The following is an 18,337-nucleotide window of genomic DNA, read 5'->3' as shown; positions in this document are numbered from 1 at the left end:
ATGAATTCTCGAAATAACGATAATTTATTCGTGGCGGCGACGGGAATAGCCTGTACAGCGTTCCCCATCCCATGGTCCGTCGTGAGGTCTCCCATGTCCGCTCCCGTCTCCCGCCTGGCGCCCTACGGTGCCACCCTGCTGCGCCTGGCCCTGGGCGCGCTGTTCCTGGTGCATGCACTGACCAAGCTGCTGGTGTTCACCCCGGCCGGCACCGCCGCCTACTTCGTGTCGCTCGGGTTGCCGGGCGCGCTGGGCTATGTGGCCATGGCGCTGGAGTTCACCCTCGCCGCGGCCTTGCTGCTCGGCGTCTACGCGCGCTGGGTGGGGCTGCTCGGCATCCCGCTGCTGCTCGGCACCATCGTCAGCGTGCACGGCGCCAACGGCTTCGGCTTCGCCAATCCCGGCGGCGGCTGGGAGTACCCGGCGTTCTGGGCGCTGGCGCTGGCGGTGCTGTTCCTGATCGGCGACGGCCGCTTCACGTTGCGCACGCGCTGAGCGCGGTGTTTCCTGTCCCTTCCGGAGACCTGTCATGTCCCGTCTGCCCTCCCTGTACATCTCGCACGGTTCGCCGATGACCGCGCTGCAGCCCGGCCTGGTCGGCACCCGCCTGGCCGAACTGGCGAAGACGCTGCCGCGGCCGCGCGCCATCGTGCTGGCCTCGGCGCACTGGCTGGGCCGGCGGCCATTGGTCGGCGCCGCGGCGCAGCCGCCGACCATCCACGACTTCGGCGGCTTCCCACAGGCGCTGTACGCGATGCAGTACCCGGCGCCGGGCGCGCCGGCGCTGGCACACCAGGTCGCCGAGCTGCTGGCGCAGGCCGGGCTGGCGCCGGTGCTGGACGAGCGCCGCGGACTGGACCACGGCGTGTGGGTGCCGCTGTCGCTGCTGTACCCGCAGGCCGACATCCCGGTGGTGCCGCTGTCGATCCAGCCGGAACTGGGGCCGGAGCACCACCTGGCGCTGGGCCGCGCGCTGGCGCCGCTGCGCGAGGACGGCGTGCTGGTGATCGGCTCGGGCAGCATCACCCACAACCTGCACGACTTCGGCCGCTACGCCGAGGGCAAGGAAGTGCCCTACGTGCGTCCGTTCATCGAGTGGACCGAGCAGGCGTTGCGCCGCGACGACGTGCCGGCGATGCTCGACTACCGTCGGCAGGCGCCGTTCGCCGCGCGTGCGCATCCCACCGACGAGCACTGGTTGCCGATCTACGTGGCGGTGGGCGCGGCGGGCACGGAGGGGCTGGGAGCGCAGCGCATCGACGCCGGGATCGACGCCGGCCTGCTGGCGATGGACATCTATCGCTTCGATGGCGCCGCGGCGCGCGCAGCGGCCTGAACGCCGGCGCGTCGACCTGAGCGATTCATGGCGGTGAAGGCCGCAGCGCATCCGCGTCTCACCGTTTGAGACGCGGACCCGGCATCGTCGGCCGGTGAATACCCTCGAAAAACTCGCCGTGCTCGCCGACGCGGCCAAGTACGACGCCTCCTGCGCTTCCAGCGGCGCCGACAAGCGCCATTCGCTGCGCAGTGGCGGCATCGGCAGCACCGAGGGCATGGGCATCTGCCATTCGTACACGCCCGACGGGCGCTGCGTGTCGCTGCTGAAGATCCTGCTGACCAACTTCTGCGTGTTCGACTGCGCGTACTGCGTCAACCGCGTGTCCAGCAACGTGCGCCGCGCGCGCTTCACCCCGGCCGAAGTGGTCAAGCTGACCCTGGATTTCTACAAGCGCAACTACATCGAAGGGCTGTTCCTCTCCAGCGGCATCATCCGCAACAGCGACTACACCATGGAGCAACTGGTCGAGGTGGCGCGGCAGTTGCGCGAGGAGCATCGCTTCGCCGGCTACATCCATCTCAAGACCATTCCCGATGCGGCGCCGGAGCTGCTCGCCGCCGCTGGCCGCTACGCCGACCGGCTCAGCATCAACGTGGAGTTGCCGACCGAAGGCGGCCTGGCGCAACTGGCGCCGGAGAAGAACGTCGGCGGCATCCGGGCGGCGATGGGCGAGTTGCGCTGGCGCATCGAGGAGAGCAAGGAGGCGCGCAAGGCCGAGGCGCGGGTGCGCGCCAAGCCGCCGCGCTTCGCCCCGGCCGGGCAGAGCACGCAGATGATCGTCGGCGCCGACGGCGCGGACGACCGCGCGATCCTGCACACCAGCCACAATCTCTACGGCAACTATCGCCTGCGCCGGGTCTACTACTCCGCGTTCAGTCCGATTCCCGACGCCTCCGCCAAGCTGCCGCTGCTGGCGCCGCCGCTGCAGCGCGAACACCGCCTGTACCAGGCCGATTGGCTGCTGCGGTTCTACGAGTTCTCGGTGGAGGAGATCGCCCCGCCCACGACCAGCGGCATGCTCGACCTGGACGTGGACCCCAAGCTGGCCTGGGCGCTGCGCAACCCCGAGCGGTTCCCGGTGGATCTCAACACCGCCGCGCGCGAACTGCTGCTGCGGGTGCCGGGGCTGGGCACGCGCAACGTCGAGCGGCTGCTGCTGGCGCGACGGCACGCGCGGCTGCGGGTCGAGGACCTGGCGCGGCTGCGGGTGCCGCTGAAGAAGCTGCTGCCGTTCGTCAGCGTGCTCGATCACCATCCGCGGCAGCGGCTGGACGATCCGCAGCGGCTGCGCGCGCAACTGGCGCCGGCGCCGCGCCAGGGTGGCTTGTTTGACTGACGCGGTGGGCGCTGCCCGTCGCGTTCGACGCGCTGGCGCGAGGCAGGGAGCAGGCCGTGTTCCAGGCTGAGGTGGTGCCGCCGTGGAGCCTGGAGGCGTGGCGGGCGGTGGCGCGGGCGGCATGGTGCGCGCAGGCGGCGCCGGAGACGCTGGCCTGGGATGGCGATGCGCAGGGCGGCCTGCTGGCCGGGACCGACGTCGCGACGCTGCCTGCGCAGGTGCCGCCACCGCGGGTGTCGGCCGAGTTCCTGGCGCTGGCCGGCGCGGTGCTGTGCCATCGCGATCCGCAGCGGCATGCGCTGCTGTACCGCCTGCTGTGGCGCATCGCCGGCGGCGAGCGCGCGCTGCTGCAGCGGGTCACCGATGCCGACGTGCACCGCGCCCAGCAATGGGCGCAGGCGGTGCGCCGCGACAGCCACAAGATGAAGGCGTTCGTGCGCTTCCGCGAGGTGCCGGGCGAGCAGGAGGCCTACATTGCCTGGTTCGAGCCGGAGCATCACATCGTCGATCGGGTGGCGCCGTTCTTTGCGCGGCGCTTCGCCGGCATGCGCTGGGCGATCCTCACTCCGTACCGCAGCGTGCGCTGGGACGGCGAGACGCTGCAGTTCGGCGCCGGTGCGCAGCGCGCCGATGCGCCGGCCGACGACGCGCAGGACGCGCTGTGGCGCACCTACTACGCCAACATCTTCAACCCGGCGCGGCTCAACCCGACGATGATGCGCCAGGAGATGCCGCAGAAATACTGGAAGCATCTGCCGGAGGCGCAGTTGCTGCCCACGCTGATCCGCGACGCCGGGCAGCGCGTGCGCGAGATGGCCGAGCGCGCGCCGGAGCCGGTGCGTCGGCGCATTCCCGCCCCGGCACCGGCGCCGGCGGCGGTGGCCGCCGACGACAGCCTCGAGGCGCTGCGCGCGGCGGCCCGCGACTGCCGCCGCTGTCCGCTGTGGCAGCCGGCCACCCAGACCGTGTTCGGCGAAGGTCCGCAGGATGCCGCGGTGATGGTGGTCGGCGAGCAGCCCGGCGACGAGGAGGACCTGAGCGGACGCCCCTTCGTCGGTCCGGCCGGGCGCCTGTTCGACCGCGCGTTGCAGGAGCTGGGGGTCGAACGTGCCGGCATGTACGTCACCAACGCGGTCAAGCATTTCCGCTTCGAGCAGCGCGGCAAGGCGCGGCTGCACCGCAATCCCGAGCGTGCCCATGTCGAGGCCTGCCGCATGTGGCTGGCTGGCGAACTGGCGCGGGTACGCCCGCGCATCGTGCTGTGCCTGGGCGCGACCGCGGCGCGCGCGGTGCTGGGGAATGGGTTCGCGCTGATGGCCCAGCGTGGGCAGTGGCAGGCGCTGGACGACGGCACGCATGCCCTGGCCACCGTGCATCCGTCGTGGGTGCTGCGCCAGCGCGGCGGCGAAGCGGGCGGGGCCGCCTATCAAGGCTTCGTGCGCGACTTGCGCGTGTTGGCGGAGCGGGTGCCGATGCTGCATGGAGACAGTGCCGACGACTGACGGCCTGCGCCCGAGGCGGTCGTCGCAGTCGGGGCGTGCTGCCGTCGTCGAGCGCATGGAGGCGCAAAACGGGGACGGCCGCAGCCGTCCCCGCGATGCCAATGCACCCCCGATGTGCTTACGGCATCAAAACCTTGTCCACCACATGGATCACGCCATTGCGCTGCATCACGTCGGCGGTGGTGACGTGCGCGGTATTGCCCTTGCTGTCGGTGAGGGTGACCTTGCCGCCGCGGGTCTTGGCGATCAGCGTTTCGCCCTGCACCGTGGTCAGCTTGGCGCTGCCGCCGCCGGCCTTGATCTGCGCCAGCAGCGTCGCCGCATCGAGCTTGCCGGGGACCACGTGGTAGGTCAGCACCTGGGTCAGCTTTTCCTTGTTCTCCGGCTTGAGCAGCGTGTCCACCGTGCCGGCCGGCAAGGCGGCGAAGGCGGCATTGGTCGGCGCGAACACGGTGAACGGGCCTGCGCCCTTCAGCGTGTCCACCAGGCCGGCGGCCTTGACCGCGGCGACCAGGGTGGTGTGCTCCTTGGAGTTGACCGCGTTGTCGATGATGTCCTTGGTGGCGTACATCGGCGCGCCGCCGACCATCGGATTCGGCTTGGCCGTGCTCATCGCTGCGCGGTCGTGCGCCGCGGCCTGGCCGGTGTCGGCCATAGCGGGCAGGGAGACGAGGCCGGCGAGGGCCAGGGCCAGCAACTGGAGTTTCATGGGCTTGCTCCTTGAAAGGGATGCGCGGCCAGTCGACCGTGCACCTGCCTTTACGCGCACAGCGCCGGCGCGGTTGCATCACGCGGCCCAGAGAATGATGAACGAGTGCTCCCCATGTCGTCGCGCTCGCTGCAATACGCCAGATGGGAAGAGTAGGGCGGGTACTGGCCGCAAATCAGGTTTTTCCCGGCATCTCTTGCTTCGCTGTCGGCCGATTCTGTGAGTGCATGGCCCTTCGCCAATCACGGTCCGGTCCTGTCGATCAACTGGAAGCCGCCGCTGTTGCCAGTGGAACGCGATCGGCATCTGCCGTCGACCGGGATGCAGGGACATGCCAATCAACCGCACGATCACACGTAAAGAGAGGATGGCATGAAGTACTACCACTACGGCCCGGTGTCGATTCTGAGCAAGGTAAAGCGACTGGGCGGCAGCAAGGGATGGGAGTTCATCGAAAGCGCACAGGATCAGTCGGAAGGAAAGCCGAAAGCGTGCTACGTCACGCGCCTTTCGCCGGAGCAACTTGCCGACAACAGTAGCCCGGTAGCACGGGTGCTGGGCCTGAAGGCGACGCCGGGCGACCGCTGGCTGTGCTTTGAGATGGACTTGCCCGATGCCTGGGAGGAAAAAGGGGCTGCCGTGCTGATCACGCCCATCAAGGGGGACAGAGGCAAGCAGGGAATCGCCCTGTTTCTGACCAAGCAAAAGGACTACGACGCGAGTCTCGATAACGACGTGGATCCACGTAGCGACTACATCTACATCAATCGCGCGTATTGCACGCAAATATGGACCATCAGCACGGCCACGGGGAAAGACAAGGTGTTCGAACCCTACACGCCGTAGTCGATCCGGTTACGTGCCTGCCGCGTGGCATGCTCGCGGCACGGTGCGTTCGTGCGCTCCCTTGGCGAATTGCAGGGAGCGACGCGCTGCCGTTCCACAACTGTGTAGAGTCAGGAACATGGGCGGGTCAAGCGTCGCTCGCCGCAGTGCAGCCAGCGGACAATGCCAGCCGCGCCGTCATCCATCGGCGACGCACCCGGGGCGTCCAGATCCGGCTGGATGGACGCCGCTGGGTCCAGGGCGAGCGCTGCCCATCTTGCACCCCGGTTGTGGGCCAGCTGTCCGGGCGGCAACGTCGCGACATCAGCGGCCGGCTGCGTCGTGCCACTGGACATCGCCGCCGCGGTGCGCTTTGCTTGCAGGCTCCCCCATTCATGGGCGGCGCTGCCGCGTGGCGCCGCCGTCCGGACGAGCATGCATTCGATCGAAGTGGTCTTGGCGATGTTGCTGGCGGTGGTGGCCAGTGGCTATCTCGTGCGTGTCCTGCCGTTCTCGCTGCCGTTGCCGCTGGTGCAGATCGGCCTGGGCGCGATCATCGCCGGCGTGTTCAAGAAGGGCTATGCGCTGGAGCCGGAGCTGTTCTTCCTGCTGTTCCTGCCGCCGCTGCTGTTCCTGGACGGCTGGCGCATCCCCAAGCAGGGCCTGTTCCGCGACAAGGGCGTGATCCTGGAACTGGCGCTGGGCCTGGTGGTGTTCACGGTGATCGGCGCCGGCTTCCTGATCCACTGGATGATCCCGACCATGCCGCTGGCGGTGGCGTTCGCGCTGGCGGCGGTGGTGTCGCCGACCGATCCGATCGCGGTGTCCTCGATCGCCGCGCGCGCGCCCATCCCCAAGCGGCTGATGCACATCCTGGAAGGCGAGTCGCTGCTCAACGACGCGTCCGGCCTGGTCTGCTTCCAGTTCGCGGTGGCCGCGGCGATCACCGGCGCGTTCTCGCTGGCCGACGCCTCGCTGACCTTCCTGTGGGTGGCGCTGGTCGGCGTGGCCGCCGGCATCGCGGTGGTGGTCGGCACCAGCCTGGCGCAGCGCTGGGTGTGGCGCCAGGTCGGCGAGGAGCCGGGCGCGGCGATCCTGGTCAACCTGTTGCTGCCGTTCGCCGCCTACCTGCTGGCCGAGGCGATCAACGCCTCGGGCATCCTCGCCGCGGTCGCCGCCGGCATCGCCATGAGCTACGTGGAACTGAGCGGCCGCGCCCCGGGCAGCATGCGCGTGCAGCGCTCGGCGGTGTGGGACATGGTGCAGTTCACCCTCAACGGCATCATGTTCGTGCTGCTCGGCGAGCAGTTGCCGGGCATCGTGCAGGGCGCCATGCACAACATGGACGAGGCCGGGCACCTGGATCCGTGGTGGCTGCTGGGCTATGCGCTGGCCATCTACGTCGGCCTGCTGCTGCTGCGCTTCCTGTGGGTGTGGCTGTCGCTGCGCTGGACCCTGCTCAAGGCGCGCCGTCGCGGCGAGGACCGGCAGAGCCCGCCGTGGCGGATCGTGGTGGCGACCTCGCTGGCCGGCGTGCGCGGCGCGATCACCCTGGCCGGCGTGCTGACCCTGCCGCTGGCCCTGCCCAACGGCGCCGCGTTCCCAGCGCGCGACCTGGCGATCTTCCTGGCCAGCGCGGTGATCGTCACCTCGCTGCTGGTCGCCAGCATCGCGCTGCCGCGCCTGCTGCGCGGCCTGGAGCTGCCGGAAGAGCCGAGCGACCGCCTGGAGGAAGACCTGGCCCGGCGCGAGTCCTCGCGTGCGGCATTGGCCGCGGTGGAGAAGCTGCGCCAGCGGCTGGTGCAGGACAGCGAGCACGCCGACCTGTACAACGAGGCGGCCAACCGGGTCAGCGCGCTGTACCAGCGCCACCTCGACCACGGCGACGCGATGGAGAGCGACCCGGAGGAGGCGCGGCGCCTGGACAATGTGCTGCGCCAACTGCGCAACGCTGGCCTGCAGGCCGAGCGCCAGGAACTGTTCAAGCTGACCCGCCAGCGCAAGATCTCCGACGAGATCGCGCGCCGGCTGATCCGCAACCTGGATCTGCTGGAGGCGCGGCGCAAGAGCTGAAAGGCCGGGACCCGGGACCCGGAAAAGTGGGCTTCGCAGGGCGGACGCGTCGCTACCCGCGAAATGTGACGGCAGCTGATCGTAGACAACGAGTCGCTGCTAGGCTCTTGCGGGTCCCGGGTCCCGGGTCCCGGCCTTCGCCGCGACTGGCGCATCGCGCTAGGCGTCCTCGACCAACGGCGGCAGCCGCCTGCGGACCGGGGTCGACTTCACGATGGCGGAGTTCGTTTCGGCGCGATCGGTGACTTTTGCCAGGATGCTGTCCAGATGCTGGATGGTGCGCAGGTACAGCCGGCAGATGAAGCAGTCTTCGCCGGTCACCTTGTCGCATTCGACGACTTCCGGGATGCGCTGCAGCAGCTCCTCCACCAGGTGCAGCTGCCCCGGCAGCGGCTTCACCCGCACGATCGCCTGCAAGGTGTAGCCGAGCGCGCGCGGGTCGAGCTCGACCGTGAACCCGGCGATCACGCCCTGGTGCTGCAAGCGCCGCACGCGGTCGGCGGTGGCCGGCGCCGACAGGCCGATCTGCCGGGCCAGTTCGCTGGTCGCCATGCGCGCGTCCTGCGTCAGCGTGCCGAGGATGGCGCGGTCGATCGCGTCGAGCGTGGCGACGGCGGGTGCGGAAAGGTGGTTATGCATCAGGGGCTTAATTTCTGAGGCCAGATTTGTAGATAGCCTAAGTTTAAGCATGTTTTCGCGAAGCCGCGGTTTCTACAATGGCTGCCATCCGACACATTGAAAGGAACCGGGATGGCGTCCAGCGAGATCCGCCGTGGTGCGGCCGAGATGGGGTCGTGGCCATGCTCATGTCCGGCACGATCGGCTGGCTGGTGGTGTCGTCGCGGCAATCGCCGGTCAACGTGGTGTTCTTCCGCTGCCTGTTCGGCGCGGCCACCCTGCTGATCGTCTGCGCGGCGCTGGGCCTGTTGCGCCGCAAGGCGTTTTCGCCGCGGATGCTGGCGCTTGTGCTGCTGGGCGGCGTCGCGATCGTGGGCAACTGGCTGCTGCTGTTCGCCGCCTACGGCCGCGCCTCGATTTCGATGGCCACCGCCGTCTACAACACGCAGCCGTTCATGCTGGTCGGGCTGGGCGCGATCGTGTTCCGCGAGCGCATCACCGCCTCGACCGTGGCGTGGTTGGCGGTGGCCTTCGTCGGCCTGGTGGGCGTGGTGCGCATCGCGCCGGCGGTGCTCGCGGTGCCGGGCGAGTACCTGCAGGGCGTCGCGCTGGCGCTGGGCGCGGCGTTCCTGTACGCCGTGTCGTCGATCGTCACCAAGCACCTGAAAGGCACGCCGCCGCACCTGCTGGCGCTGCTGCAACTCGGCATCGGCATCGTGTTGCTGGCGCCGTTCGCGCACTTCGATGCCTTGCCGTCCCGCCCCGCCCAGTGGCTGGATCTGGTGGTGCTCGGCGTGGTCAACACCGGGGTGATGTACGTGCTGCTGTACGGCGCCATCCAGAAACTGCCCACGGCGATGATCGGGGCGCTGTCGTTCATCTATCCGGTGGTGGCGATCGCGGTCGATCGCATTGCCTTCGGGCAGTCGCTGGCGTGGACGCAGGTGCTCGGGGCGCTGCTGATCCTGCTGGCGGCGGCCGGGGTCAATTTCGGCTGGCGCGTGCTGCCGTGGCCGCGCCCTGCGCGGCCGGCCGCCGGTACCCTCGGCACCGGCGAACGCTAGCCGACGTTCGGCGCGGCAACCACGGCGTCGTCGTCAGCGTTTGCAGGCACCGGCTGGCGCACTGTCCCGCATCCGGGAGAGTGCTTCCGCCGGATCGGGATTTATCCATCACGATCCGGCTTCTACCCTGGGGGCCGTTTCCGCAGCCGCTGCGCCACCCCGGGAGTTTCCGTGTCGCCGATCATTTCCGTGCAACAGCTCACCAAGACCTACGCCGGGGGCTTCCAGGCGCTCAAGGGCATCGACCTGGAGATCCGCCGCGGCGAGATCTTCGCCCTGCTCGGCCCCAACGGCGCCGGCAAGACCACGCTGATCAGCATCATCTGCGGCCTGGTCACGCCCAGCAGCGGCCGGGTGCTGGCCGATGGCCACGACATCGTGCGCGACTACCGTGCCGCGCGCGCCAAGATCGGCCTGGTGCCGCAGGAGCTGGCCACCGATGCGTTCGAGACGGTGTGGGCGACGGTGCGCTTCAGCCGCGGCCTGTTCGGCAAGCCGCGCGACGACGCCCACCTGGAGCGGGTGCTGCGCGAGCTGTCGCTGTGGGACAAGCGCGGCAGCCGCATCTCCACCCTGTCCGGCGGCATGAAGCGGCGCGTGCTGATCGCCAAGGCGCTGGCGCACGAACCGTCCATCCTGTTCCTGGACGAACCCACCGCCGGCGTCGACGTGGAGCTGCGCCACGACATGTGGCAGATGGTGCGGCGCCTGCGCGAGCAGGGCACCACCATCATCCTGACCACGCACTACATCGAGGAGGCCGAGGACATGGCCGACCGGGTCGGCGTGGTCAACCGCGGCGAACTGGTGCTGGTGGAGGACAAGCGCACGCTGATGCGCAAGCTCGGCAAGAAGCAACTGGCGCTGACCCTGCAGGCGCCGCTGCCGGCGTTGCCGCCGGCGCTGGCGACGCAGCCGCTGGAACTGTCCGCCGACGGCGCCACGCTGACCTACACCTACGACGCGCAGGCCGAGCAGACCGGCATCGGCCCGCTGCTGCGGCAACTGGAGGAGCAGGGCGTGGAGATCAAGGACCTGCAGTCCAGCGAGAGTTCGCTGGAGGAGATCTTCGTCAACCTGGTGCGGCCGGCGTCGGCCGCGGCGGAGGTGCGCGCATGAACCTGCACGCGATCGCCGCCATCTACCGTTTCGAGATGGCGCGCACTTTCCGCACGCTGACCCAGTCCATCGCCTCGCCGGTGCTGTCGACCTCGCTGTACTTCGTGGTGTTCGGCGCGGCGATCGGCTCGCGCATGGGCGCCATCGACGGCATCAGCTACGGCGCCTACATCATCCCGGGGCTGGTGATGCTGTCGCTGCTCAGCGAAAGCATTTCCAACGCCTCCTTCGGCATCTACATGCCGCGCTGGGCCGGCACCATCTACGAGGTGCTGTCGGCGCCGGTGGCATGGTGGGAGGTGGTGATCGGCTACGTCGGCGCGGCGGCGAGCAAGTCGGTGCTGCTGGGCCTGCTGATCCTGCTCACCGCGCGCGCCTTCGTGCCGTACGAGATCGCCCATCCGCTGTGGATGTTCGGCTTCCTGGTGCTGACCGCGCTGACCTTCAGCCTGTTCGGTTTCATCATCGGCGTGTGGGCCGACGGCTTCGAGAAGCTGCAGGTGATCCCGTTGATGGTGATCACGCCGCTGACCTTCCTCGGCGGCAGCTTCTACTCGATCAACATGCTGCCGCCGCTGTGGCAGAAGATCAGCCTGTTCAACCCGGTGGTGTACCTGGTCAGCGGCTTCCGCTGGGCGTTCTACGGCAAGGCCGACGTGCACATCGCGGTCAGCGTGGGCATGACCCTGGGGTTCCTGGCGCTGTGCCTGGGCGTGATCTGGGCGATCTTCCGCAGCGGCTACCGGCTCAAGCCCTGAGGCGGTCGCCGAGGACCGCAATGTGCCGGCGGGCGCTGTGCCCGCCGGCGGCCGCGCTTACTTGGCGTCGAGCCAGAAGGCTTCGACCTGGCCCTTGACCTTCATGGTCATCGGGTTGCCGCGGCGGTCGCGCGCCTTGCCGACCTGCACGCGGATCCAGCCTTCGCTGATCGAGTACTCCTCGACGTTGTCGCGCTCCACGCCGTTGAAGCGGATGCCGACGCCGCGCGACAGCGTCTCGGCATCGTGGAACGGGCTCTGCGGGCTGACCGCCAGGCGGTCGGGGGGCGTGTCGGACATCGTGGTGGCTTCGCGTGGCGGCGGACAGCGCCGTCTTCCGGGCTGCGAAGGATAAACGCCCGCGGCGCCGTTGCCGAGTTCCGCGCTTCCGTCGTCGCGCCGGGCGCGGCACACTGGCGCTCCCTCGTGATGCCCGATGCGCCGCCATGCCCGACAACAGCGCCGACTACGACGATCCCGACGACCTGTTCGACGACGACGACGATCCGGACACCCAGCAGGGCCTGATCTGGAACCTGCTGCTGCTGATCAACCCGGGCGACGAGGAAAGCGCCCTGCGCCAGTTCGACGCCTACCGCGAGGCCGCCGGCGAAGCCGAGCGCGAGGACGCGGACTGGCTGTGGACGCTGAAGGACGCGATCGACTGGCGGGCGGGCTTCTACGTCGACGGCCACGACCGCGAGGCGCTGATCGGCGCGATCGACGAACTGGCCGCGCGCTGGAACCTGCGCATCGACTGGGGCGGCGACATCGACGATGCCGACTTCCTGCAGGAGCACGACAGCGCCTCGCTGCTGGCGGTGGCCTACGACCGCCTGCGCGAGCACGGCTACAGCATCTGGTGCTGGGACGCCGGCAGCGAGATCCGCGCCGGCTGGATGGCGCTCAGCCGCGACGATCAGGACATGCAGCGCCTGGCCGCGATCCTCGGCATCGACCTGCGCCCGGGCAGCGATCCGTTCTAGGCATCCCTCGCTACGCATCGGTGATTGGTGTTGCGGCCTTGCGTGTCAGGCACCTGCAGCGTCCTGTGGGCGCGATTTCAGTGGCGATGCGTGCAGCGTTTGGGTGTTCTGGCGCCGGATGCAGGCGGGACTGAAGTCCCTCCCATAGTGCACCCGGCAGCTTGCCGCCAGCGCCCTGTAGGAGCGGCTTCAGCCGCGACGAACGAAGTCGCGATCGCACCGCCCATGGTGAATGTTGGAGCTGAAGCCCTCCTGCAGTGCGCCAGAACGTATCTGCAGCTCCCTGTGGGAGCGACTTCAGTCGCGACGCGCAGAGCCGTCAGACGCAGCCGTGCCGGCCGCTGCCGGAAGCGCTGGCCCAGTGCACCCGCACGCCCGCGCCGCCGCACTGCGCCGGACGCCGCTGCCGCCATCACGCTTCAATCGGCCTCGCCGCGCGCCTGCGCACGTGCGTGGCGGATCAGCGCCTTCAGCAGTTCGCGATCGCTGTGCCGCGAGACCGGCACCGCGCCAAGGCGGATCGCTTCCTCGCGCAGGGCGGCCGGCACGTCGTAGTGCGCGCCGCTGAGCTTGTTCTGGAAGGCGCGGCGGGGAATGCCCAGCCGCGCCGCCATGGCGTGCAGTTCGTCCAGGGTGTCGGCGAGCAGGTGACCCCAGCGCTGGCCGCGCCAGGGATGCACCGCATCGTCGATGTAGACCGCCATCGGGTCCGGTCAGGCCGGCTTGTGCGTGCCGTCGGCGTCCGCCGCGGTGTCAGGCGCCGCGCTGCTGTCGGCCTGCGCCGGCGCGGCATCGCCGGTCTCCGTCGCGGCGTCCGCGTCGGTCTCGTCCTCGGCCGCATCCTCTGTCGCGCCGTCGCCCGCGGCGAACTCGGCGACCAGCGCGTCCAGGTACTCGGCCGGGGTCTGGCCGGCCTCGGCCGCCAGCGCGTCGATCATCTGCTGCAGCTGCGTCGAGTATTCCAGGGTGATGGTGTTGCCTTCCTGCTCCTGCAGGTTGGCCAGGTGCTTGAGCATCGCCAGCATCGGCACCGGATTGTCGGCATTGCCCATGGTCTGGCCGCCGACCGCCAGCAGCCACTGGCGGCCCTGCAGGCCGATCGCGGCCAGCACGCGGCCGCTCTGGTCCTGCAGCACGGCGTGGTTGGCGATGGGCTGCTCGCGGCCCAGGCGGGCGAAGGGGCGCGACGGCTGCTGCTTCTTGCGCTTGTCGCGCTTGGCTTTGGATTGCTTGGACACGGCGGTCTCGTTGGCGAAGTGGCGGCCATTGTAAGCGCCGCGCCGTATGCGGTCCCGCCGGGCCATCGCCGCGCGGCCACGGCGCCGCGCCGGGGGCCGCCGCGATCAGCGTGCGCTGGCCGCTTCGGTGCCGGCGGCGGCGGCCGTCACCGGTGCCCCGCCGTTGATGCTGCGCAAGGCGTCGCGCGCGGCGGCGGCCGCCGCCTCCGGCGAGGTGGTGCGCGGTTCGGCGATCCGCACCGAGGCCTTGGCCGGCGTCGCCGCCGGGGCTGCTGCCGACGGAGCGCCGGTGGTGGCGGCAGGTGCGGCGGCGGGCGCCGCCTTGCCGGGCGGCGGCGCCGCGGCCGCCTCCGTCGCCGCCGCGCTCAGGTCCGGCACCTTGGTGTCGGCGTCGGGCTGCACGGTGCCAAGGGCGACGCTGTGGTCGCCATCGGCGGTGGCCGCGTCCTCGGCATCCTTGGTCATCACCACGATGCTGATGCGGCGGTTGATCGGATTGTTCGGCACCTGCTTGTCGAACAGCACCGACGAGGACAACCCGACCACGCGCGAGACCTTGTCCTCGCCCATGCCGCCGGCGACCAGTTCGCGGCGCGCGGCGTTGGCGCGGTCCGCGCTCAGCTCCCAGTTGCTGTAGCCGTTCTTGGTGCTGTACTGGGTGACGTCGGTGTGGCCGGTGATGCTGATGTGGTTGGGCACTTGGTTGATGAAGCCGGACAGCTCGTGGAGGATGCCGCGGGTGTAGGGCTTGAGCACCGCACTGCCGAGGTCGAACATCGGCCGGTTCTCCTTGTCCACGATCTGGATGCGCAGGCCGTCCGGGGTCAGGTCCAGCAGCAACTGGTCCTTGAACGGCTCCAGCGCCTGGCTCTTGTCGATGGCTTCCTTCAGCTCCTGCATCAGCGTTTCCAGGCGTTCCTTTTCCTTCTCGCGCTGGCTGCTCTTGCTGTCGTCGCCCTTCAGGCTCTTGCTGCCGAACGGATCCTTGTTGTTGCCGCGCTGCATCTCGCCGGCGCCGCCGAGCTTGATCATCGAGGTGCTGGCGCCGCCGGGGCCGGCCATGCCGGGGCTCGGCGCCGGGCTCTTGCCGGCCAGCGGGCTGGGGTTGCGGAAGTATTCGGCGATCGCCGCGCGCTGTTCCTTGGTGGTGGCCGCGACCAGCCACAGCACCAGGAAGAACGCCATCATCGCGGTCACGAAGTCGGCATAGGCCACCTTCCACGCGCCGCCGTGGTGGCCGCCGCCCTGGACCTTCTTGACCCGGCGGATGACGACGGTGGGCTTGGTCTCGGCCATGACTGCGTTACTTGATCGTCTTCAGATGCGTTTCGAAGTCGGCGAAGCTCGGCCGCACGTCGGTCGGCAGGGTCTTGCGCGCGAATTCGAGGGCGATCTTCGGGTTGTAGCCGCGCAGGCAGGCCAGCAGCGCGGTCTTCACCGATTCGAAGATGCGGCTGTCCTGCTCGGCGCGCGCTTCCATCGCCGCCGACAGCGGCGCGACGAAGCCGTAGGCCAGCAGGATGCCGAGGAAGGTACCGACCAGCGCCGCGCCGACGTGGTGGCCGATCTCCTCGATCGGGCCGCCGATCGAGCCCATGGTGATGACGATGCCCAGCACCGCGGCGACGATGCCGAAGCCGGGCAGGCCGTCGGAGACCTTGCTCAGCGCATGCGCCGGCGCCATCGCTTCGTGGTGGTGCTTCTCCAGTTCCAGTTCCAGCAACGGTTCCAGTTCGTGCGGCTCGATGTTGCTGCCGATCATCAGGCGCAGGCAGTCGGTGATGAAGTCGAGCAGGTGGTGGTCGGCCAGTACCTTGGGGTAGTTGCCGAAGATCGCGCTGTCGGCCGGGCGCTCGACGTGGTCTTCCAAAGCCATGAAGCCGTCGCGGCGCGCCTTGTTCAGCAGTTCGTAGATCAGGGTCAGGGTGCTGCGGTAGTCGTCGGCCTTGTACTGCGGGCCCTTGAACACGCCCAGCACGCCGCCGATGGTGGCCTTGACGATCTTGCCCGGGGTGCTGACCAGGAACGCGCCCAGCGCCGCGCCACCGATGATCATCAGCTCGTAGGGCTGCCACAGTGCGCCAAGTTTGCCGTGCGACAGCACGTAGCCGCCGACCACGCTGATGATGACGACGATGAAGCCAACGATGATGAGCATGGCGGAGCAGCCTGCGGGCCGGAACGGGGACGCTCTAGATGTCGGCCCCGCGGCGCCATTCTGAAGGTGTGAACCGTGCCGGGTTTTTGGCGGCGCGGGCGGCGGGCCGGGTGCTCAGCCGGTCATGCCGCTGTCGTGGCGGACGCATTTGAGCGTTTCGCCCAGGCCCGCCAGGGTCAGCGTGGCCTGGTCCGGCTGCGACTGCCAGAAGGTATTGCCCAGGGCATCGGCGTAGCGCGCGCCGGTGGCGGCGCCGGCGTCGGTGCGCTGCATGTCCAGGCGGGTCCCGCGCACCTGCAGGGCCAGGCGCTCGCGCGCCGGATCGGCGGCCGCCTGCACCAGTTCCTCGCCGCAGCGCCACTGCATGGGCAGGGCATCGGCCTGCAGGCCGGGGGCGGCGGTGGGCGACGGCGTGGCCGCCGCGGGCGCGGCCTGTGCCGGCGCCGGGGCGGAGCTGCGCTGGCAGGCGCCCAGGGCGAGCGTCAGCAGCAGGAGGGGAAGCAACGGGGTTCGCATACCGGTGGTCTCCCTGTGGCGGCGCGTCTGCGCCGGAATCAGGCCGGTTCGGTCTCGCCGCCGCCGCGGTGCAGCGGGTTGGGCAGCGCCTGGCCCTGTTCGGTGAACTGCAGCGAGACCGAATTCAGGCAGTGGCGCTCGCCGCTCGGCGGCGGGCCGTCCGGGAACACGTGGCCGAGATGGCTGTCGCAGCGGGCGCAGACGATCTCGGTGCGGATCATGCCGTAGCTGGTGTCGCGCAGCTCGCGCACGTGATCGGGGTGGTAGGGCGCGAAGAAGCTCGGCCAGCCGGTGCCGGAATCGAACTTGGCGCTGGAGCGGAACAGCGGCAGCCCGCACAGCCGGCAGGTGTAGACGCCTTCCAGCTTGTTGTCCAGGAACACCCCGCAGAACGGCGCTTCGGTGCCGTGCTGCAGCAACACCCGGCGTTCCTCCGCGTTCAGCGCGCCGATCAGCTGCTCGCGCTCGGCAGCAGTGGGAGGCGAGAGGTCGAATCGGCTCATGGCGGGGCCCGGGGCTGGAGGAGGAGGAAACAACATGAGGGCTTCAGGCGCGGCTTCAAGCGCACCGCCGGTCGCATCGACGCGACCTGGCGACTGGAGTAGCGTGGGGATCACCCTGTCCATGCGAGACCGCCCCATGTCCCGCTTTTCCCTCCCTGTCGCCGCCGTCATCCTGCTCGCGCCAGCGCTGGCCGTCGCACAAGGCCTGCAACCGGTGCCGGGCACGCCGCCTGCCAGCCGGGACGCCAACGCACTGCGCGCGCTCCCGCCGTCGCCACGCGCGACGCCGGTACCGTCTGGCCTGGATCAGCGCCCGCAGCCAGCGCCCGTTCCGGCGCCAAGGATCGCTCCGATCCCGTCCAACCTGGGCGACCGGCCGCAGGCCCCGGCGCAAGATCAGCGTGCCAGCCCTGCCCTGCCCGGCGGCGTCGCCGACCCGGCCGCGCGCCGCCCGGTGCGCCTCTACGATCGCAGCGGCCAGGTGATCCCCGGGGCGATGCAGGTCGGGCCGAACCGCGCGCTGGACACGCGCACCGGCCGTTACTACGACACCGTGCCCAGCGGCGACGGAATGCGCATCCAGGACTGAGGTGCCGGCGCGCGGACGGCGAACGCGTGGCGAACGCCGCGTGGCCGCCATCCTCACAAATCGGTTTCTAGACTGGCGGACCGGCCGCGATGTGCGCGGCGCCATGTTCGCCAGGAGAACCGATGAGCAAGCTTCCCGACAACACCCTGATCGTCGTCGCCGACCGCGCCAGCGCGCGCCTGTTCCGGGTCAACCTGGCGGGCGAGACCGCGCTGCTGGAGCAGACCGAGGTGCTGAACCCGGCGCCGATCGAAGGCGTGGAGGACGGCGACCGGCCGATGACCATGGATGAGGCCGGGTTCGTGCGGCAGGTGGCCGAGCGCCTGTACCAGGACGCCCTGCGCGGCGATGTCGAGCACCTGATGCTGGTCGCCGACCCGCACACGCTGGGGCAGTTGCGGCCGCTGCTGCACAAGGAGGTCCAGAAGCGGGTGGTGGCCGAACTGGCCAAGAACCACGCCAATTCCTCGCGCGACGACCTGGAGAAGCTGCTGGTCTCCTGACCTGCACCCCGCGCGAAACGCTCAGTCGGCGATCGGCAGGCTGAGCGTTTCCTTCACTTCTTCCATCACGATGTAGCTCTTGGATTCGCGCACGTGCGGCAGGGTCAGCAGGGTGCTGCCCAGCAGCTTCCGGTAGGACGCCATCTCGCTGATGCGGGCCTTGAGCAGGTAGTCGAAGTCGCCCGAGACCAGGTGGCACTCGAGCACGTTAGGCAGCTTCAGCGCGGCGCGGCGGAATTCCTCGAAGATGTCGCCGGACTTGTAGGCCAGGCTGATCTCCACGAACACCAGCAGGCTGGCCTTGAGGTAGTGCGGGTCCAGCCGCGCGTAGTAGCCGGTGATGGCGCCGTCGCGTTCCAGCCGGCGCACCCGCTCGGTGCATGGCGTGGTCGACAGGCCGACCCGCTCGCCCAGTTCGGTGAAGGAGATGCGCCCTTCCTGCTGCAGGATGCGCAGGATCTTGCGGTCGATCTTGTCCAGTTCGCGGAGGCGTGCGGCCAT

The 18,337-nt window shown here is 69.6% G+C and carries 22 protein-coding genes; 12 read left to right on the top strand and 10 right to left on the bottom strand.

Translation table 11 applies throughout. The features are described from left to right. Positions 1 to 93: 93 nt before the first annotated feature. The 4 genes from FHR56_RS01965 (at position 94) to FHR56_RS01950 (ending at position 4,177) form a co-directional block, all read left to right on the top strand. Positions 94 to 495 carry a DoxX family protein gene (locus FHR56_RS01965; RefSeq protein ID WP_160946250.1) on the top strand — a complete coding sequence of 134 codons (402 nt, stop codon included), beginning with the start codon at positions 94 to 96 and terminating at the stop codon, positions 493 to 495. Positions 496 to 529: 34 nt separating this feature from the next. Continuing rightward, positions 530 to 1,336 carry a class III extradiol ring-cleavage dioxygenase gene (locus FHR56_RS01960; RefSeq protein WP_160946251.1) on the top strand — a complete coding sequence of 269 codons (807 nt, stop codon included), beginning with the start codon at positions 530 to 532 and terminating at the stop codon, positions 1,334 to 1,336. Positions 1,337 to 1,430: 94 nt separating this feature from the next. Then, the gene (locus FHR56_RS01955; protein ID WP_160946252.1) at positions 1,431 to 2,675 is read left to right on the top strand and encodes a putative DNA modification/repair radical SAM protein; all 1,245 of its coding nucleotides are present in this window, start codon (positions 1,431 to 1,433) and stop codon (positions 2,673 to 2,675) included. A gap of 56 nt (positions 2,676 to 2,731) precedes the next feature. Next, a complete protein-coding gene (locus tag FHR56_RS01950) occupies positions 2,732 to 4,177 on the top strand; it encodes a UdgX family uracil-DNA binding protein (RefSeq protein ID WP_160946253.1) in 1,446 nt (481 codons plus the stop codon). A gap of 118 nt (positions 4,178 to 4,295) precedes the next feature. Here the strand turns inward: FHR56_RS01950 and FHR56_RS01945 are convergent, their stop codons facing one another. Next, positions 4,296 to 4,886, bottom strand: a complete 591-nt coding sequence (locus FHR56_RS01945; protein WP_160946254.1) for a fasciclin domain-containing protein — start codon at positions 4,884 to 4,886, stop codon at positions 4,296 to 4,298. A 372-nt stretch (positions 4,887 to 5,258) separates the two neighbouring features. Between FHR56_RS01945 and FHR56_RS01940 the strand changes: the two genes are divergently transcribed. Both FHR56_RS01940 and FHR56_RS01935 read left to right on the top strand, forming a co-directional pair. Beyond that, positions 5,259 to 5,732, top strand: a complete 474-nt coding sequence (locus tag FHR56_RS01940; RefSeq protein WP_160946255.1) for a hypothetical protein — start codon at positions 5,259 to 5,261, stop codon at positions 5,730 to 5,732. A 414-nt stretch (positions 5,733 to 6,146) separates the two neighbouring features. Further along, positions 6,147 to 7,784: a Na+/H+ antiporter gene (locus tag FHR56_RS01935; RefSeq protein WP_160946256.1), complete on the top strand. Its 1,638-nt coding sequence runs from the start codon at positions 6,147 to 6,149 to the stop codon at positions 7,782 to 7,784. A gap of 159 nt (positions 7,785 to 7,943) precedes the next feature. On the opposite strand, the gene FHR56_RS01930 is transcribed toward FHR56_RS01935, so the two are convergent. Continuing rightward, the gene (locus FHR56_RS01930) at positions 7,944 to 8,423 is read right to left on the bottom strand and encodes an Lrp/AsnC family transcriptional regulator (protein WP_160946257.1); all 480 of its coding nucleotides are present in this window, start codon (positions 8,421 to 8,423) and stop codon (positions 7,944 to 7,946) included. Positions 8,424 to 8,584: 161 nt separating this feature from the next. On the opposite strand from FHR56_RS01930, the gene FHR56_RS01925 reads away from it, so the two are divergent. The 3 genes from FHR56_RS01925 (at position 8,585) to FHR56_RS01915 (ending at position 11,343) form a co-directional block, all read left to right on the top strand. Continuing rightward, the gene (locus FHR56_RS01925; protein WP_160946343.1) at positions 8,585 to 9,466 is read left to right on the top strand and encodes a DMT family transporter; all 882 of its coding nucleotides are present in this window, start codon (positions 8,585 to 8,587) and stop codon (positions 9,464 to 9,466) included. A gap of 171 nt (positions 9,467 to 9,637) precedes the next feature. Then, positions 9,638 to 10,585, top strand: coding sequence for an ABC transporter ATP-binding protein (locus tag FHR56_RS01920; protein WP_160946258.1), 948 nt, complete (start codon positions 9,638 to 9,640; stop codon positions 10,583 to 10,585). Next, positions 10,582 to 11,343: an ABC transporter permease gene (locus FHR56_RS01915; RefSeq protein WP_019798936.1), complete on the top strand. Its 762-nt coding sequence runs from the start codon at positions 10,582 to 10,584 to the stop codon at positions 11,341 to 11,343. The genes FHR56_RS01920 and FHR56_RS01915 overlap by 4 nt, the downstream gene beginning before the upstream one ends. A 57-nt stretch (positions 11,344 to 11,400) precedes the next feature. On the opposite strand, the gene FHR56_RS01910 is transcribed toward FHR56_RS01915, so the two are convergent. Further along, the gene (locus FHR56_RS01910) at positions 11,401 to 11,643 is read right to left on the bottom strand and encodes a DUF3297 family protein (protein WP_048492240.1); all 243 of its coding nucleotides are present in this window, start codon (positions 11,641 to 11,643) and stop codon (positions 11,401 to 11,403) included. Positions 11,644 to 11,789: 146 nt separating this feature from the next. Here FHR56_RS01910 and FHR56_RS01905 point away from each other — a divergent pair, with 146 nt between their 5' ends. Continuing rightward, the gene (locus tag FHR56_RS01905; RefSeq protein WP_160946259.1) at positions 11,790 to 12,329 is read left to right on the top strand and encodes a hypothetical protein; all 540 of its coding nucleotides are present in this window, start codon (positions 11,790 to 11,792) and stop codon (positions 12,327 to 12,329) included. Positions 12,330 to 12,748: 419 nt separating this feature from the next. Here FHR56_RS01905 and FHR56_RS01900 read toward each other — a convergent pair whose 3' ends face one another. From FHR56_RS01900 to msrB, 6 genes are all read right to left on the bottom strand, one after another. Continuing rightward, on the bottom strand, positions 12,749 to 13,033 hold the full coding sequence (locus FHR56_RS01900; RefSeq protein ID WP_160946260.1) for a DUF4031 domain-containing protein: 285 nt from the start codon (positions 13,031 to 13,033) through the stop codon (positions 12,749 to 12,751). Positions 13,034 to 13,042: 9 nt separating this feature from the next. Next, entirely contained in the window at positions 13,043 to 13,567 is a 525-nt protein-coding gene (locus FHR56_RS01895) for a hypothetical protein (RefSeq protein ID WP_160946261.1), read from the bottom strand. A 105-nt stretch (positions 13,568 to 13,672) separates the two neighbouring features. Next, entirely contained in the window at positions 13,673 to 14,863 is a 1,191-nt protein-coding gene (gene motB / locus FHR56_RS01890; RefSeq protein WP_160946262.1) for a flagellar motor protein MotB, read from the bottom strand. Between the two features lie 7 nt (positions 14,864 to 14,870). Beyond that, a complete protein-coding gene (gene motA / locus FHR56_RS01885) occupies positions 14,871 to 15,725 on the bottom strand; it encodes a flagellar motor stator protein MotA (protein ID WP_160946263.1) in 855 nt (284 codons plus the stop codon). Between the two features lie 114 nt (positions 15,726 to 15,839). Continuing rightward, the gene (locus tag FHR56_RS01880) at positions 15,840 to 16,241 is read right to left on the bottom strand and encodes an MliC family protein (RefSeq protein ID WP_184502393.1); all 402 of its coding nucleotides are present in this window, start codon (positions 16,239 to 16,241) and stop codon (positions 15,840 to 15,842) included. A gap of 38 nt (positions 16,242 to 16,279) precedes the next feature. Further along, positions 16,280 to 16,744: a peptide-methionine (R)-S-oxide reductase MsrB gene (gene msrB, locus FHR56_RS01875; RefSeq protein WP_160946265.1), complete on the bottom strand. Its 465-nt coding sequence runs from the start codon at positions 16,742 to 16,744 to the stop codon at positions 16,280 to 16,282. Positions 16,745 to 16,847: 103 nt separating this feature from the next. Between msrB and FHR56_RS01870 the strand changes: the two genes are divergently transcribed. Together FHR56_RS01870 and FHR56_RS01865 are read left to right on the top strand one after the other, a co-directional pair. After that, positions 16,848 to 17,333, top strand: a complete 486-nt coding sequence (locus tag FHR56_RS01870) for a hypothetical protein (protein WP_343160742.1) — start codon at positions 16,848 to 16,850, stop codon at positions 17,331 to 17,333. A gap of 122 nt (positions 17,334 to 17,455) precedes the next feature. Next, on the top strand, positions 17,456 to 17,836 hold the full coding sequence (locus tag FHR56_RS01865) for a host attachment protein (RefSeq protein WP_160946266.1): 381 nt from the start codon (positions 17,456 to 17,458) through the stop codon (positions 17,834 to 17,836). Between the two features lie 21 nt (positions 17,837 to 17,857). Here FHR56_RS01865 and FHR56_RS01860 read toward each other — a convergent pair whose 3' ends face one another. Then, a complete protein-coding gene (locus FHR56_RS01860; protein ID WP_017908762.1) occupies positions 17,858 to 18,337 on the bottom strand; it encodes an Lrp/AsnC ligand binding domain-containing protein in 480 nt (159 codons plus the stop codon).

The sequence above is a fragment of the Xanthomonas sp. F10 genome, from assembly GCF_014206815.1.
Classification (GTDB): Bacteria; Pseudomonadota; Gammaproteobacteria; order Xanthomonadales; family Xanthomonadaceae; genus Xanthomonas_A; species Xanthomonas_A indica.
The sequence above is the reverse complement of the archived record's forward strand: the minus strand, read 5'-3'. Positions and strand labels throughout refer to the sequence as shown.

Bases quoted from the DNA above. Each gene is read 5' to 3' on its own strand.
- FHR56_RS01965 (WP_160946250.1), top strand. From the start codon at position 94: ATGTCCGCTCCCGTCTCCCGCCTGGCGCCCTACGGTGCCACCCTGCTG.
- FHR56_RS01960 (WP_160946251.1), top strand. From the start codon at position 530: ATGTCCCGTCTGCCCTCCCTGTACATCTCGCACGGTTCGCCGATGACC.
- FHR56_RS01945 (WP_160946254.1), bottom strand. From the start codon at position 4,886: ATGAAACTCCAGTTGCTGGCCCTGGCCCTCGCCGGCCTCGTCTCCCTG.
- FHR56_RS01940 (WP_160946255.1), top strand. From the start codon at position 5,259: ATGAAGTACTACCACTACGGCCCGGTGTCGATTCTGAGCAAGGTAAAG.
- FHR56_RS01935 (WP_160946256.1), top strand. From the start codon at position 6,147: ATGCATTCGATCGAAGTGGTCTTGGCGATGTTGCTGGCGGTGGTGGCC.
- FHR56_RS01930 (WP_160946257.1), bottom strand. From the start codon at position 8,423: ATGCATAACCACCTTTCCGCACCCGCCGTCGCCACGCTCGACGCGATC.
- FHR56_RS01925 (WP_160946343.1), top strand. From the start codon at position 8,585: ATGCTCATGTCCGGCACGATCGGCTGGCTGGTGGTGTCGTCGCGGCAA.
- FHR56_RS01915 (WP_019798936.1), top strand. From the start codon at position 10,582: ATGAACCTGCACGCGATCGCCGCCATCTACCGTTTCGAGATGGCGCGC.
- FHR56_RS01910 (WP_048492240.1), bottom strand. From the start codon at position 11,643: ATGTCCGACACGCCCCCCGACCGCCTGGCGGTCAGCCCGCAGAGCCCG.
- FHR56_RS01905 (WP_160946259.1), top strand. From the start codon at position 11,790: ATGCCCGACAACAGCGCCGACTACGACGATCCCGACGACCTGTTCGAC.
- FHR56_RS01900 (WP_160946260.1), bottom strand. From the start codon at position 13,033: ATGGCGGTCTACATCGACGATGCGGTGCATCCCTGGCGCGGCCAGCGC.
- motB (WP_160946262.1), bottom strand. From the start codon at position 14,863: ATGGCCGAGACCAAGCCCACCGTCGTCATCCGCCGGGTCAAGAAGGTC.
- motA (WP_160946263.1), bottom strand. From the start codon at position 15,725: ATGCTCATCATCGTTGGCTTCATCGTCGTCATCATCAGCGTGGTCGGC.
- FHR56_RS01880 (WP_184502393.1), bottom strand. From the start codon at position 16,241: ATGCGAACCCCGTTGCTTCCCCTCCTGCTGCTGACGCTCGCCCTGGGC.
- msrB (WP_160946265.1), bottom strand. From the start codon at position 16,744: ATGAGCCGATTCGACCTCTCGCCTCCCACTGCTGCCGAGCGCGAGCAG.
- FHR56_RS01865 (WP_160946266.1), top strand. From the start codon at position 17,456: ATGAGCAAGCTTCCCGACAACACCCTGATCGTCGTCGCCGACCGCGCC.
- FHR56_RS01860 (WP_017908762.1), bottom strand. From the start codon at position 18,337: ATGGCCGCACGCCTCCGCGAACTGGACAAGATCGACCGCAAGATCCTG.